Origin of the sequence: Paenibacillus sp. FSL R7-0189 (genome assembly GCF_037969925.1) — a bacterium.
GTDB classification, from domain to species: Bacteria; Bacillota; Bacilli; order Paenibacillales; family Paenibacillaceae; genus Paenibacillus_AQ; species Paenibacillus_AQ odorifer.
On the sequence record NZ_CP150223.1, the window covers coordinates 2,689,131 to 2,707,932 of the forward strand.

Below are 18,802 nucleotides of genomic sequence, written 5' to 3' on the forward strand. Positions count from 1 at the left end.
ATTAATGATGGACTTGGGACTTCGTGGGAAATCAGTTTTTGTAGCCGCAGCAAGTAAAGGGTTAGGACTCGCAACTGCGCTGGAGTACGCCCGTGAGGGGGCGAAGGTAATGATCGCCAGCAGGAGTATGGAGCAGCTTGTAGACGCACAGAAAGAGATTCAGGCAGCCACAGGACAGCAGGTGAACATTGTTCAGATGGATGTGACTGTCCCAGAGGATATCGTACATGCTATTCAAACGGTTGTAGCCCAAAACGGTGGGCTTGATGTTGTAGTGACCAATGCGGGGGGGCCTCATGGCGGAGGTTTCGCTGATATGGAAGACGCGGATTGGAACCAAGGATTTGAGCTCACACTGATGAGCACCATTCGTTTGATCCGTGAATCACTGCCGCATCTGCGCTCTTCTGGGGCAGGGCGAATCGTTAATATAAGCTCGATTTCTATCAAGCAGCCTATTGAGGGACTAATTCTTTCCAATGTTTTTCGCGCTGGCGTGTATGCCTTGACCAAGAGCTTGGCTACTGAGCTGGCTGCGGATCGCATTTTAATTAATACGATCGCTCCAGGGCGTATTGCAACCGACAGGATTCTTCAACTAGACGGCAAACGTGCACAAGCAGAGGGGATCCCTATGGAGCAGATTCAAGAGGAAGCGCTGCTGCAAATCCCGTTAGGAAGATTGGGCACGCCCGAAGAATTCGGCAAGGCTGCTGTTTTTCTAGGCTCTTTTGCGAATACTTATGTTACGGGACAATCTCTTTTAGTCGATGGAGGAATGGTGAAATCGCTCTAACCTCCGGCGTTATGGGTAGGCTTTGAAAGGTTATGGAAATATTAGTAATTTCAATATTAGTTGCTTTGTGCTCTAAATAAGCGTATGATGGAGCGGTGGTCTAAATCGTAAGATTTACGAATTTTCCTACGTTTATTAGGTTATACTATATATAAACCTACAGATCATTTGGATAATTTACCATAAAGGCTCCACGAATTTATTCAGAAGGAGGACGATTAGAATGAGAGAAGGCATACATCCTAAGTACAACCAAGTGATTTTCTTGGATGCAAGCGTAGGCTTCAAATTCTTGAGTGCATCTACTAAATCATCCAATGAAACTATGGAATGGGAAGACGGCAACACTTACCCAGTGCTCCGTGTGGACGCAAGTTCCGCATCCCACCCATTTTACACTGGTAAACAAAGAGATACAGAACAAGGCGGCCGTGTTGACAAGTTCAAACAACGTCTTGCACAAAAGAAATAAGAATCCTTACGGATTGAAGAGGGACAACCCATGTAGAAGCAATCGCTTCGGGGATGTCCCTTTTTTGTGTTCAGGCATGTTAAAATGAGATGAATTTAAAAATATACATGGCGTCGAGGGAGCGATCAGTGATGGAAAATGTAATAAAAGTAGATACAGTCCTAAAGAGTGAAGACGTTCAGGAGTTTAACTTATGGTTCAGCTTGAATAGCCGGATTATACTCAACTCTTTTAGCGTAGTCGCTTACTTTATGATTTTGTTATTAATTACTAAGGATTACAGTACTCAAAGCATCTCAATCCTGGCTGTGACTGCTATAATTCTTGCCGCTGTCTTATGGTATATGACCAAGGCAAGCTTGATCAAAAAATCCAAGAAGGCGTTCAAAACAGATAGCCTAATTCAGCAACCGCAAAATTATACGATTTCAGATGAAGGCATATCTTATCTTTCCGAAGCGGGCACTGGACAAGTGAAGTGGGAAGAGATACATAAGATAGGTGAAACTACGAACTTGTTTGTGTTTTTTGTGTCCACACAGAGAGCGCTGATTATCCCTAAACGTTTCTTTGAATCGGCACAAGATAAAATAACATTTAAGGATTTAGCCAGAAAATATATGTTCTCCAATCGGGTGAAATTTAAGGCATAAGATGTGCTGTTATTGTTGATTCATTTGTACCAAGGATTAGGCTATAATGATAGGAGCGACTTGAAAAATAGGAGAAATATGGCATGCCATGGATTCAGGGATATCCGTATTACTTATTAATGGGCAGTGTTCTAAGTCTGTACATGGGCGTCAGCTCCTATCGGCACCGTAAGTTAGCAGGCAGACGCTATTTGTGGATCTTAATGCTGTTAGTCAGCCTTATATTTGTTGCAACGGCGGGAGAGATTATGTCACTCTCTTTTCAGTCTAAGCTGTGGTGGAAGAATGTGCAGCAGGCTCCGCTTTTTTTTAGTGCGCTCTTTACTTATGCTGTGGTAAAAGAATACGTATCTCCTTCCACAGGGCGCCTGCCCGTGAAGATTGCAATCTTCTCTATCCCTATTGTTATGGATGTACTTCTTATTTTTACGGATAGCTATCATCATCTGATGCGCAGTGAAGTGTCCGTCCTGACGGTTGCGGGTGTTAGTGGAATTGCTGTAAAGCCTACGCTCCTTAGTATGGCTTTTATTGCGTATGATCAGCTTTTTGGGCTATATGCAGTCTGCTTGCTTGCAGTTTCCCTACTAAATACCCCGAGAGTTTATTTGCGGACTAATGTCCTGCTGTTGGCGGGTTTGCTGGTTCCGGTTATTTCCGTCTTTTTACTCCCCCTCTTGAAGATTATCATTACAGGTTTTACGGCGTTTACTTATTTGCCTGCGATTATAGCGGCTTATTTTGCACTTTTTGTTAGCTCCAAATTAACCATCTTCCCTCTAACCAAAAACAAAATTCTAGAGCACATGAAAGACGGCGTAGTTCTGACTGACCGTTATGATAATATCATTGGCATAAACGATGCGGCGACTGCTATTTTATACGACATTACCGGAATAACGAACGATAATTGGATGGGAAAAAACATTGATCTTTTTACGAAGTCTCACAAAGACATTGCAGCTCATTACAATCAGAGGACGGAAGGACAGTTTGAGGTAGTTTGTTCTGGTGCAGAGGAGCTCTGTTATGGGGTTTCTTTAATTGCTACGGAACATGCGACAACAGAGAATAAGGGTATGCTTATTGTGTTTAGTGATCATAGTGAGAAAAAGCGATATGAGCGTGAACTGGTCTATCAGGCAACGGTTGACGATCTGACAGGGCTTTATAATCGCAGGCATTTCATGCAAAGGGTTCAGAATCAAACGATCCCGGATGGATTAGGGTTGGCTCTGCTGTTATTTGACATCGATGATTTTAAATTAATTAATGATACTTATGGTCATTTAGCGGGCGATCAGGCGTTAGTTGATTTCTCGAATAAAATACTTCAGGTATACCAGAATAAAGGTATTGCTGGAAGAGTAGGTGGCGAGGAATTTGCTGTATGCTTTTTCGCTGAAGATAAACGTGCAGCCTTAAAAGAAGCAGAGGATTTTCGTACAATGATGAGTGATTACACGATAATCTTGAATGAACAGGATAGCATTCATCTTACCGCAAGTATCGGAATCTCTTTTACGGAGCGTAGAGAGGTGACTTTCGAAGATTTATATCGGGAAGCGGATGAAGCGTTATATCACTCTAAGAATACAGGGAAGAACAGAGTTACGTTAGGTCGTGAACCGATCATAAGAGAAGCGGTAAAGGGATAAGAACATCGAAGATAAGGGAGTGGCCTAATGAATCTGACTGTTGATGAAGTGATGAGCAAGCTTGAGGAGATGGGTACAGAGCAGACGAAACGTACTTTCTTACGACATGGCGCAGTGGAACCTTTATTTGGAGTAAAGGTAGGGGATATGAAGAAGCTGGTTAAGGATGTGAAAAAAGATCAGAGTCTGGCAAGGGCTTTGTATCAGACAGGCAATTACGATGCAATGTATTTGGCTGGACTAACGGTCAATCCTAAGAGTATGACGAAGGAAGAGCTTCAAAGCTGGGCTTCGGCGGTCAGTTGGCATGCGGTAGTGGAATATATAGTATCCCCTCTCGCCGCAGAGAGTCCATATGGATTGGAACTTGCGAGAGAGTGGATTCGTTCCTCGGATGAACTAATAGCCATTTGCGGCTGGAGCACTTATGCCAATTACATTTCAATTACACCGGATGATAAGCTGGACATCGCTGAAATTAGGGAGTTGTTACAACAAGTAGGCGCTACTATTCATCGGGAGCGGAATCGTGTCCGTTATACGATGAATACTTTCTTAATTATGGTGGGCAGCAGTATCACAGAACTGCATGAGGAGGCAGCAAAGATCGCAGCAGGTATAGGTAAGGTCCAGGTGAACATGGGACAAACCGCTTGTAAAGTTCCTATGGCTGTTGATTATATTGCTAAGGTTGAACAAGCTGGGAAGCTTGGTGTGAAGAAGAAAACTTGTATTTGCTAAGTTAGATATTTAGGTAACCCTTCAAGGTGAAAGGCACTTGTGGGGTTTTTTTTATTCCGGGAAAAACAAGTGTTTCAACCCTGCGGAAATTGTTTAAATTAGCAGCAGTCAAAATTTACATAGAAGAATTAATGAAGCCTTATTCAAGTAATCTTTTACAATGATGTAGAATAGAAAGGGGTTTATAGTTAGAAGACAGGACGGAGGCTAGTTGTGAACAAACGCCGATTCACTTTGCAGTATAAAATACTGTCAATTACAGTTTTAATCGTGATCTGTCTATTAGGATTCGTTTTTGTCATGCATGGAAGAATCAATGCTCTACAGCGGGAAACCAGCTTCATCTCTCATCAGGATCGAGAGATTACTAATTTAGCTAATCTAATTGAGAAGAATATTTTGGATATGGAAACCGGACAACGCGGATATGTCATCACCGGCGATAACAAGTATCTGGAGCCCTACAATTTGGGTAAGGCTGAATGGGAGGCTAATTATGATAAGCTCTACGTGCTGACTGCTAATGATTCTTTACAGCTACAGCGTCTGTTGGGTATTGAAAGTAAAATTAAGCAATGGATCGAACAGTCCGGAAATTATGTGATCCAGTTGAAAAAAGAGGGACAGGACGTTGAGCTCCTAAGATACTTTAATTCCGACGATGGCAAAGATCAAATGGATCGGATTCGTAATCAGATCAGCACTTACCGCGAGACGATGAAAGAGAACACCAACAGTCTGATAGCTAGACAAGCAGATAAGAATAAATTATTGCTAGAGCTTCTTTATATTGCTTGGGCAATTATAGCGGTTACCGCGATGGTCGCTTCGTGGATCAATTCACGCTCCATCGTTAGTACGGTTCGTAAAGTTACCCATACGATTGCAGAATTGGAATCTGACGAAGATATGAAGACAAGGATAGAGATCACCACGAATGATGAGATCAGGGATCTGAGCGTAGCTACGAATCATCTGATAGACACGCAACAAGAACGGATATGGATTCAGGCTAACGCAAACGAACTGTTGGCGAGGTATCAGGGCATCACACATATCTCGCAACTGGGCGATATTTTTCTTGGCAAAACCGCAGAAGTGATCAATTACCCATATGGATCCTTATATGTTCGAACACAGGATCATGATCGGGATTTCTTTAAGAGAGTCTCTATTTTTGGCGGAAGCAGTAACATTCCAGATCAGCGGGCATTCCAGACCGGAGAAGGTCTAGTTGGACAATGTGCTAAAGAGGCGCGTTTGATGCAAATACAGGATCTGCCGGAGGATTATATTAGCATACAGTCTGGGCTGGGTGTTTCTGCACCGAAGGCGCTTCTGTTAATGCCGATTTCTTTTTCGGGTGAGGTAGTTGCTGTGGTGGAAATCGCCGCCTTTGCTCCACTTACGGAATTGCAGGTTAAGTTCCTAGGGTCTATTTCGAATGCCTTTGGCTCTGCAATTAACAGCACGATTAACAGTATGAAGATTGACCAACTTCTGGCACAATCTCAGCGTCTAAACGAAGAACTACAGGTATATACCGAGGAACTACAGACTCAGTCTGAGGAGCTGCAGATCCAAACGGAGTCACTGCATGCAACAAATAGAAAGCTGGAGGATAAGAATCTGCTGGCGGAACAAAAGTCATTGGAGGCGGAAAGAGCTCAAATGGAGCTTAGTGAATACACAGAGTTATTGCAGCAAAGCTCACAATATAAATCTGAGTTTCTGGCTAATATGTCTCATGAACTGCGAACTCCGCTGAACGGCATTCTGCTGCTCTCCGAATTTCTTATGGAGAATCAGTCGGGAGCTCTAAGCGAAGAGGATATTGAATTCTCAAAAGCCATTCATTCTTCGGGACAAGATCTGCTGGCGCTGATTAACGACATTCTGGATTTGTCCAAGGTTGAGGCAGGAAAGCTGAATATTGAAATTGAAGCGATAAATATATCGGAGATTCCGGAGGCAATGATCCAGAACTTCAGTCAGCTTTCCCGCAAAAAAGAGATTCCTTTGCAAATACAGCTCGGAGAGGACTTACCCCCGCTGTTCTATTCGGATGCTCAAAGAGTACGGCAAATTATTATAAATTTGCTGTCCAATGCGTTTAAGTTTACAGCGGAAGGCGCAGTCACTCTGGAAATCCGTTTAGCAACTAAGGACGAGTTGCTGGATTTGGCAGGTTCGTATACAGGGGAATTTATTGCCTTCGCCATCAAAGATACTGGAATTGGGATTTCAGAAGACAAACAGTCAATTATCTTCGAAGCATTTCAACAGGCGAATGGAAATACAGAACGTCAATATGGGGGAACTGGGCTTGGTTTATCCATATCCAGAGAGCTGGCAACATTACTTGGTGGTAGAATTACGCTGGAGAGCCAAGAGGGTGTGGGCAGTGTCTTTACAGTGTATTTGCCTTTGCAGCTTGAGGCTCCAAGCCTTGAGGAAGTGGCTGATCAAGCGACTGTTATTCAAGAGATCGGGAGTGGAGTGGTACTTGCCGCTACAACGGCTGAGGATACACGTACTGACTTCACTTCTCTGAATCAAAAGCATGTACTTATCGTGGATGATGATGAACGGAATTTGTTCGCTTTATCAAATACCCTAAGAAAGCGCGGGCTGCATGTAACTACAGCTACTAACGGAGAGAGCGGCCTGTATGAACTGGAGCAAGCGGCTTCTGTAGATATCGTTCTTATGGATATTATGATGCCAGTGATGAACGGGTATGAGGCAATCAATCGGATCAGACAAATGCCCGCAAAGAAGGATATTCCCATCATTGCACTGACTGCAAAAGCGATGAAGGAAGATAAGGCTAAAATCCTACAGGCTGGGGCAACAGATTATCTTAGCAAGCCGATTAACCTGGAACGTTTATTAGCGTTGATGCAATTGATACTGGCTAGCGATTCATGAGCTAGACCTCTAACTTCGGACAACTCGAGTGAAGTTGCGCGAACGAAGTAACTATAATCTGCTCTATCGGACACAGCTGACCGTTAACACAGCTTTTTACCACATCTGTAATTCTAACGGACCCCACTGACGCTATTGGCATAAAAAACATCGAATATGCCCCTCTTTTTAATGAATAGTGGCGCTGGAGTCTGAAACGCTGCTCTAAAGGCGGAAAAATCGCAAATAACGTCAGCTGGGTCCGTAAGGCTCGCGATTATGATCATCTAAAACTCTGCAGCAAGGCAAGTAAAAGTGTGACCAAGCGTTCAGCCGGCTTTCGTTTACCTCACAAATCGGCTGAAGCGAGTCAGCCAACCTATAGTCTATAACGCAAAACAGCGATCCTCCCATAACGGAAGGATCGCTGTTTTAATGTCTCTTTGGAATCTTTTTAATAAGATTCCAGTGTCTCTCTTATTGTTGCGCAGAATCTACTACAACTTTGACAGCTGTGCCGATGGGTGGCAGGCTTCTGGTCAGCACTGGGCTGTAGAATCCGATAACTTTTGTGCCTTTAACAAGCTCGCTGCTTTTAACAGCTTCGCCGTCTTTGTTAATGAGCACTGTGTCTTCGCTAATGCGCAGTACTACTTCTTTTTGTGACAATTCGCTCAGGCCACTACCTTTAACAGTGATACTGATATTTCCCTTATCGTCTTTTTGAACTTTTTCAATAGTACCAGCAGTACCTAGAAGATCATCTTGTTTTTGCTTATCCAGAACGGTGATTTTGTAAGTTGGTGTTTGTGGCGGAAGACTCATAGTCATGACCATGGAGTGTTCTGCTTTTACTGTCATCCCGATATGGAGATCTTTGAGTGCAATTTTAGTGCCGTCAGCCATCTCAATAGCCGTATCTTCCCCTACATTTAATACGATTCCATCCGTACCTACACCTTGGATTTGAACGGATTGGTATTTACCACCATCATAGACTGCTGTAATCACACCAGTCTTAGTCATGTGCTGCTCGGCGGCATTTGTGTTGATCACAATGGAATCTCCCTTCACAGTCATGTTTTGATGAATTACTTCGCTTAAAAAGGAAGCTGGGACATACAAAGTGGAGTCAACCAATTGTGGTGCAGTTCCAAGTGTTGTATTCATTTTGTTGATACTATAACGATCTTCTCCAGCTTTCACTGTAGTGAATACAGCGCCATTGATAAGTTCAACGGATTTATTCTGTGCATTCCAGGTTAATTCAAATCCAAGGGCTTCAGTAATTGAACGTAGTGGTACCATCGGCTCTTTACCGCTTGTGCTTTGGAAGCCTGTTTCTTTAATAGTCGATCCGTTGATTTCAATCGCAAACGTCTTTTGATTAACGCTAGCGGAGGTTTGTGTAGCCTCATTTTTAGCAGAAGTTGTGGTGGGTGCAGCATAAGCTGCTCCTGTAGAAAGTGCTAGGGACAAAGTTAAAAGAACTGTACTTGTTTTTAAAATGTTGTTCATGGTTGTGAGCTCCTTTTAAAATCTTTTGTTAGTGTTGTTATTATTCTGACGGGACACCCCTCCAAAATGTTGCAGTTTTTTTGCATCCCGATCGTAATCTTCATTCATTGCAAATATAAAAAAAGCATAAGACCCCCCAGCTATATGTAGTAATATGTAAGTATTAACAATCGCTCACATAAGGAGGCGCTATGGAGTCATTCAAAGATCGACTGAGATTCATGAAGGTACAGCAGGACGGGCTTATTAAGGAATATGAGGCTCTGATTGCGGAATATGAAAGTCACGATCTGGTCAACGAGAATGAATACTTGAAGAAGCAATATGAGAAGCATAAGCTCGCTTTGGTCGAGCTAAAGACTCAGGTAGGTAAGCTTCAAGAAGAGAATACTGAGCTAAGAGTTGCGCTAACGGAACAAATTTTAGATGAAAAGCTGGGCATTCTTAAAGTGTCGAGGCAGAAGCTGCAGACTTATTTTGCCTCTAGAAGCCACGCTCATACGGATCGGCTGACGGCTTTTGAAGTGGAGACGAAACGCCATATTCAGCAGCTGTACCACACAGCCTCCAGGCAGCTGGGTGAGGAACAAGCAGAGATATCCAGTCGACTCGGGGCGTTGGCGGCAGAATTAAATGAGCGTGTGCTGGCACAGCGGCAGAGACTGAGGGAAGCGGAGCTTCGCCTCAACTCGGGCATGGATAATGGATTACATGATTTTGCTTCGGAAGAGATCAGTGAAGAGGTGCTTAAGCGCCGAAGAAAACAAAATCAGATCGAAATGAAGATTGGACTAAGCTGGATTAACAAGCTGGGCATTCTGCTGTTGATTTTGGCGGTGGGGGCAGGCTTCCGGTATACCTATTCCAACTGGTTCACAGGTTATATGAAGGGAAGCGCTTTTTTTCTACTGGGGTTATTGATGCTGGGAGGCGGGGAGTGGCTATACCGCAAAGGAAAAGGCACCTTCGCTTTAGGGCTGCTTGGCGGCGGGATTTCGGTGCTGTATGGCTCTATTTTTTATAGCTATTTTCTGCTTGATATTATTAGTATATATGTAGGGTTATCCTTGTCTGTACTCGTTACTTTAACTGCGGTACTCCTGTCTTTAAGGTATGAATCACGGAGTATTTGTGCGCTGGGCTTAATCGGAGGATATCTGCCCTTATACTCTTATCTGGGGGCGTTTGGCCTTTCGGGCAACGCGGTTTATGTGGCTATGGGTTACTTGTTTCTATTGAATTTATTCATCTTATTGATTTCTTTCCGCAAACGCTGGAACGTTGTCAATTATATCAGCTACTTATTTAATACACCCTCCATGCTCATATTAATAGCTTTGTCGGATAGCAACGGAATTAATATGTGTTATGCTGTTTTGACTTTTGCGATGTATCTGGGAATTACCTTGTGGTACCCGTTCAAATATCGTTCCAAGCTGTCCTGGTGGGATTTCTCTCTCTTAGGATGTAATACGTTTATTAGCTGTCTCACCTTGTATATTTTATTTATGGATGCAGGACTGAAGGATTACAATGGTGCACTGGCGTTGCTTTTCTGCCTGCTGTATCTCGGTCTGGGTCGAGGGCTCGAGAAGCTGATGCCACAGGAAAAAGAAAGCATGCTGCTGTTCTATGCCACTTCACTGACCTTCGGCATATTGATGATTCCATTTCAATTTGGAGCGGCTTGGTGGTCCATCGGTTGGCTGATTGAGGCCGTCGTTCTTACGCTGTATGGCAATCTGAACCGCTTTAAGGGGATGGAAAGGGCAGGCTGGGGCATTATGATGCTCTGCCTTGTAGTATTCTTCTGTCTAAATGTACCGACGCAGTGGGTCGCAGACTATCAATGGACGAATTTTAGAGATGTCTACTTCCCGCTAAAATATGTCTTTATCACAGCAGGCATGCTGATTGTCGCGGTGTTGTATGCTGTTCAGCATAACCGTAAGGATGCTCTTCAGCGCAGCGAACCTTATGAAATCACCTTAGCGTTGTGGTTCAAATATGCGGCGTTATTAAATTTCTGGATTTACGGCTTGTATGAATCGGGAAGATTGTATCATCTGGTTGTACCGGAGGATTTTGCGCATAGAACCTTCTATAACTTGCTGCTGTCCGCGGTATGGACCTTGGTTCTGGCTTACGTGCTGCCAAAGGTTAAGGTGCTGTATGACACGATTGTTAAATATTTTGTGAGACTTCTGTTTGGGATTGGCTACGTCATTTGTATAGTGATTACAGTAGGCCTGCCAAGTCTGCAAAATAATCTCGCGCAAAATACAGCAGCTGATTATATCGCACTGGCCGTACTGATTATCTTTAATATCTTTGTTTGGTTTAGCGGACGTGATCTGCTGATTGCAGCACTGAATCGCCAGTTTAAGAGTATGGAGATCTATCCTGTTTTCATGGCGATTTATCTACTCGGCATTATCACCGCTTTCCTAGGAGTGCAATTGCAACTGAGTGATGCAGGGTTAATTTTTAGTCTCATTTATCTACTGTTAGCCGTTCTATTTATCATGTATGGCTTCCGCAAAAGGTATGTGTACATCCGGCGCTTCGGCCTTGGATTAACGCTGCTGGCCACGGGCAAGCTGCTGCTCTATGATTTGGGTCTGCTGAATACTGGCAGCAAAATCATAGCCTATGCCAGCTTTGGTATCTGTTTGCTCGGCATCTCCTATCTCTATCAAAAGGTGTCAAACCGGATGGAGGAGGGCCAGACAACCACCGACAATGGCAATGGTACTAAGGGATAAAACACAGAGAGAATAATAGGAAGGAAGACGGTGGATGTACGAGACTTATATTTTCGACCTGTATGGCACATTAATCGATATTCAGACAGATGAGGAGAAGCAGGAGGTATGGGATCGATTATCGCTCCATTTCGGATATCAGGGGATGTCCATAACAGGAAGTGAGCTACAGGCACAATTTCTGCGGGAGAGGGATTTACAGCTCGCCAAAGCCGCACGGAATTGTCAGTATCCAGATTTCGTAATGGAGGATGTGTTTCGTTCTGTGGCCCGTCAATTGGGTGGGGAACCGGATCAAGCGTGGTTACATGAAACGGTTAGATGGCTGCGGACATTATCGATGATCCATATCTCGCTTTATGAGGGTGTGGTTGAAATTCTGCAAACATTAAGAGAACGTGGCAAAAAGGTGTTTTTGCTCTCCAATGGCCAGAAAACCTTTATAGAAGCAGAATTAACGATGCTGGGTATTCTTCCTTTATTCGATGGCATTGCCATTTCCTCCGAAGCAGGAGTGAGTAAGCCGGATCCGCTATTTTATCGTTATCTAGTTGAACATTATGGAGCGGACTTGCGTTCGGCCATCATGATCGGGAATGATCCCCGTACGGATATTGCAGGGGCACTAACGATAGGAATAGATTCCTGTTACATTCGTACGGCTTCTTCACCCCCCGATACGACTGTGGAGAGTACTCAATCGATATGGGACGGGGATTTGCGGAAGATCCCCGGATGGAACGCTTAGACACACAAAAAGTCCCCGTAACCGGATTCTTGCTGACCGGTTACGGGGACTTTTGTATGTCGGGCGTTCGTGACTAGAGCGCCGGTAATTTATTTAGATTACACCTTCAGCCAGCATAGCGTCGGCCACTTTTTTGAATCCAGCGATGTTCGCTCCTGCAACAAGGTTGCCGGACTGTCCATATTGCTCGGATGCATTTACAGATTGTTCGTAGATGGAAACCATGATTTCATGCAGCTTCGTATCTACTTCTTCAAAGCTCCAGGACAACCGCATGCTGTTTTGTGCCATTTCAAGCGCAGAGACAGCTACGCCGCCAGCATTAGCAGCTTTAGCAGGTGCGAATAGTACGCCAGCTTGTTGGAACTGATGAATAGCTTCAAGGGTGGACGGCATATTGGCACCTTCGCCTACTGCTTTTACACCATTCTCAATCAGTTTCAATGCCATGGCTTCATCAATCTCATTCTGAGTAGCACTCGGAAGGGCGATATCACAAGGAATGGTCCAAATTTGCGTGGAATCTTCAGTATACACAGCGTTAGGATGTTCATTCACATATTCACTAATCCGTTTTCTTTCGACTTCTTTCAGGCGGCGGACAGTTTCGAGGTTAATCCCATTTTCGTCATAGATATATCCGGCGGAATCACTACAAGCTACGACTTTAGCGCCTAGCTGTACAGCTTTTTCGATCGCATAGATCGCTACGTTACCAGAACCGGAAACAACAACGCGGCTTCCTTCAAAAGAAAGGCCTTTTGCTTTCAGCATCTCGTTTACGAAATAAACTGTACCGTAACCAGTAGCCTCTGTCCGAGCCTGACTTCCGCCGTAACCAATACCTTTACCAGTCAATACGCCAGCCGGATATCCTCCGCGGATCCGCTTGTATTGTCCGTACATGTAGCCGATCTCACGACCACCTACACCGATATCTCCTGCAGGAACGTCTTGGTCAGGACCGATGTAATTTTGCAATTCAGTCATGAAGCTTTGTGCAAAACGCATGATTTCGCCTTCGGATTTACCTTTAGGATCAAAGTCGGAGCCGCCTTTACCTCCGCCGATGTGTTGGCCGGTAAGAGCATTTTTGAAGATTTGCTCGAAACCAAGGAATTTGATAATACTAGCATTAACGGATGGGTGAAAACGAAGTCCACCTTTGTAAGGTCCAATTGCACTGCTGAACTGTACACGATATCCACGGTTAACTCTGACCTTACCTTGATCGTCTGTCCAAGGAACACGGAACATAATCAAACGTTCTGGCTCAACCAATCTTTCCAGAATGGCATTTTCCTGATACTTAGGTTCAGCAGCGAGGATTGGAAGCAAAGATTCAAGGATTTCCTTTACGGCCTGATGAAATTCGGGCTCAAAAGGATTACGCGCAACAACCTGTGCGTATACGTCTTCGATATAACGATGTGCCTTGTTGCTGTTTGTGTCTAATTGCTGGGTAGATACAGAGCTCATGAATTCAACCGCCTTTTCTAGTATTCATTTGGTCCAACACTTTTTTTATATTTTGGCACAAGTCAATGTTCCTCACAACTGTTTTTATTAAATAACTTACTTCAAGTGGAACGTTATAGACACTGGAATGATAAGAAAAGTGTGAATAAACCGCGGTATACTTCGCGTAATGACGCGTTAAAGCGCGAAATATGCTACAATGATTGTGTAATAATTGTAAGGAGATGAAATTTAAAAAATGAGTGACAAAGTAAATGAGCAGGAGCTAGTAAATGTATTATCTGCCAAAACCAAAGTGGATCCGCAAATCATCCGCTTAGTATTGAAGCATGAACAGACCTTTATCAATAAGGCCAAGGCGAACGCCAAGGGTGAGGTAGACATCGACAGCGATGATCTGGTCGACTATGTTACCGCCCAACGTGATGTGAAGCTGGATGAAATCACAGTAGAGACCATTCTTGATGCAGAAATGGATTACTTGATGGATAAAGGATTGGCAGGTTATATCGACTAACATGGGTATTCGTCCGGCTCGGCTGCTGCTGTTTACAGGCAATAAGAGCCGGAGTGAAAATTAAATAGGCATACGCATTGCTTTTAGTGATTTAGTGTGGTACAATGAAATCAATCATAAATTTAACCCTTAATTCACATATTGTAAAAGGTTATCATTTGTGCGTATGAGTCCTTTTCCAATGTGTGAATTTTTATTTGTTCGTACACTACGTAGGAATAAAAGGACATGTGTTAAATAAAATATTGGAGGTAATATCATGCAAACAGGTACAGTGAAATGGTTTAACGCAGACAAAGGATTCGGTTTTATCGAGGTTGAAGGTGGAAGCGACGTATTCGTACACTTCTCCGCAATCACAGGCGACGGATTTAAATCTTTGGACGAAGGCCAACGCGTTGAGTTCAACGTAACTCAAGGCGCTCGTGGACCACAAGCCGAAAACGTTGTAAAACTGTAGTTTAAAAATCAGGCTGCCCTTAACACAAGTTGAGGGCAGCTTTTTTTATTTTCATAGTATGAATCTGCCCCTAATAGGGTAGCGATATCGTCTCGATTCGATCCAAGGAGGGGTACTTATGTATTTTCGTAAAAAAGCACTGGAGGAACTTCCGCAAGAAGACACAGCTATTTGGTCCTGTACCAAGGAAGGTTGCACAGGTTGGATGCGCGATAATTTCGCCTTTCAATATGTACCTACCTGCTGGCAATGCAACTCTCCCATGACTAGAAGTATGAAGATACTGCCAACGCTTGTGAATACGAATGCAGACATGAAGGCCATGAAGAAGGGCATTTCGATTAAGTAATCGAAGAAGCTAATATACTCAAACAGCTGGACCCTTGGACGGGAGCAGCTGTTTTTTTGTTTGAGTATTTTATTTACTGTGCAGTAATTTCTCCCATTCCGTTAAGGTTATGTTCTCTGAAATAGGCTTCAGATGTTCAGGAACCTCTACGTGGCACATAAATTCCAAGCTGTTGCCGTCAGGGTCGTTGAAGTAGACAGAAGCATTTCCTTGATAAGCCCGGATAAAAGGCTCAACAGAAGTCCGGTTGCGGAACGGAACAGCCTCTACCCCAATCGATTCCAGCCATTGCAGTGATTGCTTCAAGTCCTCGTAAGTGATACGGAAGGCAATATGCCGCAAGGACGGATGGTATGGGGTTTGAACCTCCTGGCCTTCCCAAAGACCAATCCAGCTCCGACCTTCCTCGATCCAGAAGAATACAGTTTCTTCATCCCGCCAAGCCATTTTCAGACCTAATTTCTCATAAAATTCGATGGATACTTCAAGATTGCTTACTGGTAAATGTGCTTCATATAGTCCTTTGATCATTGGATAGCACCTGCCGGTCTGCCGATTTTGCGGGCTAAGTTCAGGAATGCTTCTAATACTAGGTGGATGCGATCTTCGATTTCTTGCCCACCCTCATATCCGTCGTACCCGACCTCGAACCGCTTGCGTTGCAGTCCACCGATGGAGATCCAGTCTGGTGTATTGATGCCGTGCAGGTTGCGTACGATGGCTTGCAATTGAAGTAATGAGCTTATCCCTACCGCTCCCCCGGCTGAACTGGCGGATAACACAACTTTACCGTTGAAATGCGCCTGGCCTAGATGATCAATCGCATTTTTTAATACGCCACTTACCGAGCCGTGATATTCCGGAGTAACCAAGATTACTGCATCCGCTGCTAACATCTCTTGTTTAAGCTCGTTTAAATGTTCATGCTCTGTGTAAACCTCGTCTGGTGAATAAAAGGGAAGTGGGCGTTTGTAGAGATCAAACACGGTAACCTTTTCCCCATGCTGACTAATGAAATGGGCAGCATGTTCTGCCAGCTTCGTGCTGGTTGCTTCTTTTCGATTACTGCCTGTCAGGATCATCACTTTCATCTGTATCCACTCCTATGTGAGGTCAATTGCTATAAACCAATGATAGTTGAATCAGCCTCTGTTAACATCAGCACATGGAATGAACATACATAATAAAAACGCTCAGCCATTGTGCTGAGCGTCTAAGACTAAAGTTGTAGAGGAGTTTTGATTCTAGGCGTTATAGCCGCCTTTCAATGCGAAAATGGCAGCCTGAGTCCGATCCGCTAAGTTTAGCTTTCCGAGAACGTGGCTGACATGGGTCTTAACGGTTTTTTCGGTGATGACCAGCTTGCTGGCAATCTCTTTGTTACTCATACCGAGCGCAATCAGGTCTAATACTTCTTGCTCGCGTGGAGTAAGAAGCTCTAATCCGGTGATCGCAGCAGGTGTTGCGTTTGGGCCGTTCGGATCGGAAGCATTAAGTTCCAATTGCTCTAGTGTAGAGGTCGCCATTAGATTCATCAGTTGGCTGGCAGCCTCGGAATGTAGCTCCACTTGCCCGTTATGTACCTTGCGGATCGCAACTACCAGCGCTTCTGGTTCTATATCTTTAAGCAAATAGCCTTTGATTCCTACGCGGATAGCCGGGAGTACATGATCCTGATCCGAAAAGGAGGTCAATACAATGACCTTGACCTGCGGGTGGGAGATCCTCAGTGCTTGAGCGGTCTCAATGCCGTCCATAATGGGCATATGCAAATCCATTAATATGACATCCGGGTTCAATTCAGCTGTTTTTTCCAGTGCCTCGCGGCCGTTGGAGGCCTCCCCAATAACCTTGATATCGGGTTGTGTGGAGAGAAATACTTGCAGCCCACGGCGTACCATTGCATGGTCGTCTACTAATAATAAGTTTATCGTCATTTATGATCACCCGACTTCATGTAGATTGGATGGGCAGAGGTATGATTGCCTCAACCGTTGTGCCTTGATTTTCCACACTGTGGATATGAATACGACCGGAGAGAGCTTCTGCTCTTTCCTTCATAATATGCAGACCAAGAGATTCATTAGTGTCTGTGTTAGAACGACGTTTGGCCCCGCCTTTACCTTGGTCGGCAACGCTCATTACCACCTCGGCTGCATTCAGATGCAGAGATACCTCCGCTTTAGAGGTTCCGGAATGCTTTCGTACATTATTGAGCGCTTCTTGGCCAATGCGCCACAGCCCTTCCTCCACGTTGCGGGGAAGTTCGTGAACACCGCTCCGTTGCGTCTGTATCAGCAGCCCTAGCTGCTGGCCATGAGCCTGCAGCGCAGTCAATAAACCGGCTTCCAGTCCGGCAGGCCGAAGCTGCATAATTAATGCACGCATTTCTTTGAGTGCTGACTGGGATAAAGCTTGAATATCGCGGACAGCTTCAGTAGCAGGATGGGAGATATGCTCCTGCTTCAGCATGCTTTCCACGCCTTTGGCGGTCATTGAGAGGGAGAAGAGGATCTGGTTCACGGAGTCGTGCAGGTCACGGGCCAGACGATTCCGCTCGTCAAGACGCGCAATTTCGCGGCGTTTCTCTCCAAGCTGAGCACTTTCCAATGTAGCGGAAATATGTTCAGCGACAGCCTCAAGCACCTCTCCATCCGCAGTTGCGGAGGCTAGTGCTTTGGGTGAGGTGATCAGTAGAATTCCTGCACCTTGTGCGGCAATCTGCCGAAAGGGCACAGCGAGCATCACGACACGCTCCGCAACAGGTTGTTCAGAACAGCAGGACTTCGTAATTTCCTGCTCTTCATCAGGGCTTAATGTCGCAAAGCGTTGTCCTTTTGCGATATCTCCTAGACGTACTTTAAAAGAATCCGAGAGCTCGAAGGGAGCTGTTTCCGGCGTTATATTAGCCGCATAGGCAGCATGGACTTCGAATTGTCCCTCATGCTGCCCGATAATCGCTGCAAAGGGCCAATCGAAATAGTCGCCAATCAGGGCGGCGCTTTTCTCGATTAGAATACTGGGCGAGATACATTGGTTGGCGGTTAGATTTAAAGCTGCGCTGAATTCGCCTAATTTGGCGTACAGATTCGCGCGGCGCTGCTCGGTGCTATATAACTGCATCCGTTCAATAGCACTGCCAATTTGCAAAGCCACGGATTGCAGCAGAGCCAGCTCGCTGTCGGCGTAATGTGCTTTGCCTGGTGCAGCCACATTCATAAGTCCCAAGTAACGCTCACCTGAATGCAGCGGGACGGTAGCGTGGTGGGTGATCCCCAGCGTGTCGCCCCAGTTATACTGCCTGGCGTTACTGAGCCGCTTGCAGCTTAGAATGTTGACGGCATGCTCGAGCCGATCATCCCATAGGCGGCTTAGGCACCAGCAGCTTCCGCACTGCATTGGTTGTTTATTGTCGCGTTGTAGTGCAGGTGGCAGACCTCGATCAGCGGCACACTCATATTCCATGTATTCTTCGCTCAGGAAGATCCAGCCTGCAGTGTTTCCGGTTAACTCAAGTAGCTTGCCCATGACTGTATCGAGCATGGGTCTCAGCTCATTGGAACTGTTCAAAGTCTCCGCAATCGTTTTGAGCGTCAGTAACTCATGAATTCCGGTTTCCTCCGGCATGAAGCTCTCTCCTTTAGCTTTGTTAATTATGTTCTATCTATTGTAACGTAGAATGGTTCATTCATTCTCAAATTTTATGTAATGTTGGCGTAAATAAAAAAGAAGGTTC

At 44.8% G+C, this 18,802-nt stretch carries 17 protein-coding genes; 11 read left to right on the plus strand and 6 right to left on the minus strand.

The window, feature by feature from the left end:
• Positions 1 to 7 precede the first annotated feature (7 nt).
• The 6 genes from MKY63_RS11640 (at position 8) to MKY63_RS11665 (ending at position 7,251) form a co-directional block, all read left to right on the plus strand.
• On the plus strand, positions 8 to 796 hold the full coding sequence (locus MKY63_RS11640) for an SDR family oxidoreductase (RefSeq protein ID WP_036682457.1): 789 nt from the start codon (positions 8 to 10) through the stop codon (positions 794 to 796).
• Positions 797 to 1,019: 223 nt separating this feature from the next.
• Positions 1,020 to 1,268, plus strand: a complete 249-nt coding sequence (locus MKY63_RS11645; RefSeq protein ID WP_036682161.1) for a type B 50S ribosomal protein L31 — start codon at positions 1,020 to 1,022, stop codon at positions 1,266 to 1,268.
• Between the two features lie 131 nt (positions 1,269 to 1,399).
• Entirely contained in the window at positions 1,400 to 1,921 is a 522-nt protein-coding gene (locus MKY63_RS11650; RefSeq protein WP_036682157.1) for a YcxB family protein, read from the plus strand.
• Positions 1,922 to 2,004: 83 nt separating this feature from the next.
• A complete protein-coding gene (locus tag MKY63_RS11655; protein WP_339812918.1) occupies positions 2,005 to 3,579 on the plus strand; it encodes a diguanylate cyclase in 1,575 nt (524 codons plus the stop codon).
• Between the two features lie 33 nt (positions 3,580 to 3,612).
• A complete protein-coding gene (locus tag MKY63_RS11660; RefSeq protein ID WP_339813502.1) occupies positions 3,613 to 4,320 on the plus strand; it encodes a DNA alkylation repair protein in 708 nt (235 codons plus the stop codon).
• Between the two features lie 213 nt (positions 4,321 to 4,533).
• On the plus strand, positions 4,534 to 7,251 hold the full coding sequence (locus MKY63_RS11665) for a CHASE3 domain-containing protein (RefSeq protein ID WP_339812921.1): 2,718 nt from the start codon (positions 4,534 to 4,536) through the stop codon (positions 7,249 to 7,251).
• A 456-nt stretch (positions 7,252 to 7,707) separates the two neighbouring features.
• Here the strand turns inward: MKY63_RS11665 and MKY63_RS11670 are convergent, their stop codons facing one another.
• A complete protein-coding gene (locus MKY63_RS11670) occupies positions 7,708 to 8,748 on the minus strand; it encodes a stalk domain-containing protein (protein ID WP_339812924.1) in 1,041 nt (346 codons plus the stop codon).
• 191 nt (positions 8,749 to 8,939) lie between these two features.
• On the opposite strand from MKY63_RS11670, the gene MKY63_RS11675 reads away from it, so the two are divergent.
• Together MKY63_RS11675 and MKY63_RS11680 are read left to right on the plus strand one after the other, a co-directional pair.
• The gene (locus MKY63_RS11675; protein ID WP_339812925.1) at positions 8,940 to 11,513 is read left to right on the plus strand and encodes a DUF2339 domain-containing protein; all 2,574 of its coding nucleotides are present in this window, start codon (positions 8,940 to 8,942) and stop codon (positions 11,511 to 11,513) included.
• Positions 11,514 to 11,547: 34 nt separating this feature from the next.
• Positions 11,548 to 12,261 carry an HAD family hydrolase gene (locus MKY63_RS11680; protein WP_339812927.1) on the plus strand — a complete coding sequence of 238 codons (714 nt, stop codon included), beginning with the start codon at positions 11,548 to 11,550 and terminating at the stop codon, positions 12,259 to 12,261.
• Between the two features lie 93 nt (positions 12,262 to 12,354).
• Here the strand turns inward: MKY63_RS11680 and gdhA are convergent, their stop codons facing one another.
• A complete protein-coding gene (gene gdhA / locus MKY63_RS11685; RefSeq protein ID WP_036682144.1) occupies positions 12,355 to 13,740 on the minus strand; it encodes an NADP-specific glutamate dehydrogenase in 1,386 nt (461 codons plus the stop codon).
• Positions 13,741 to 13,978: 238 nt separating this feature from the next.
• Between gdhA and MKY63_RS11690 the strand changes: the two genes are divergently transcribed.
• The 3 genes from MKY63_RS11690 to MKY63_RS11700 all read left to right on the plus strand — a co-directional run bounded on the left by MKY63_RS11690 (position 13,979) and on the right by MKY63_RS11700 (position 15,066).
• A complete protein-coding gene (locus MKY63_RS11690; protein WP_038573758.1) occupies positions 13,979 to 14,257 on the plus strand; it encodes a hypothetical protein in 279 nt (92 codons plus the stop codon).
• Between the two features lie 259 nt (positions 14,258 to 14,516).
• Positions 14,517 to 14,717: a cold-shock protein gene (locus MKY63_RS11695; RefSeq protein ID WP_019914790.1), complete on the plus strand. Its 201-nt coding sequence runs from the start codon at positions 14,517 to 14,519 to the stop codon at positions 14,715 to 14,717.
• A gap of 118 nt (positions 14,718 to 14,835) precedes the next feature.
• Positions 14,836 to 15,066, plus strand: coding sequence for a cold-shock protein (locus tag MKY63_RS11700; RefSeq protein ID WP_036682139.1), 231 nt, complete (start codon positions 14,836 to 14,838; stop codon positions 15,064 to 15,066).
• A gap of 69 nt (positions 15,067 to 15,135) precedes the next feature.
• Here MKY63_RS11700 and MKY63_RS11705 read toward each other — a convergent pair whose 3' ends face one another.
• The 4 genes from MKY63_RS11705 to MKY63_RS11720 form a co-directional block, all read right to left on the minus strand.
• On the minus strand, positions 15,136 to 15,597 hold the full coding sequence (locus MKY63_RS11705) for a VOC family protein (RefSeq protein WP_076278269.1): 462 nt from the start codon (positions 15,595 to 15,597) through the stop codon (positions 15,136 to 15,138).
• On the minus strand, positions 15,594 to 16,157 hold the full coding sequence (locus MKY63_RS11710; protein WP_076278270.1) for an NADPH-dependent FMN reductase: 564 nt from the start codon (positions 16,155 to 16,157) through the stop codon (positions 15,594 to 15,596). Before MKY63_RS11710 ends, MKY63_RS11705 begins: the two co-directional genes overlap by 4 nt.
• A gap of 153 nt (positions 16,158 to 16,310) precedes the next feature.
• A complete protein-coding gene (locus MKY63_RS11715; protein WP_076099723.1) occupies positions 16,311 to 17,003 on the minus strand; it encodes a response regulator transcription factor in 693 nt (230 codons plus the stop codon).
• Between the two features lie 16 nt (positions 17,004 to 17,019).
• Positions 17,020 to 18,693, minus strand: a complete 1,674-nt coding sequence (locus tag MKY63_RS11720) for a GAF domain-containing sensor histidine kinase (RefSeq protein ID WP_076099722.1) — start codon at positions 18,691 to 18,693, stop codon at positions 17,020 to 17,022.
• Between the last annotated feature and the right edge of the window lie 109 nt (positions 18,694 to 18,802).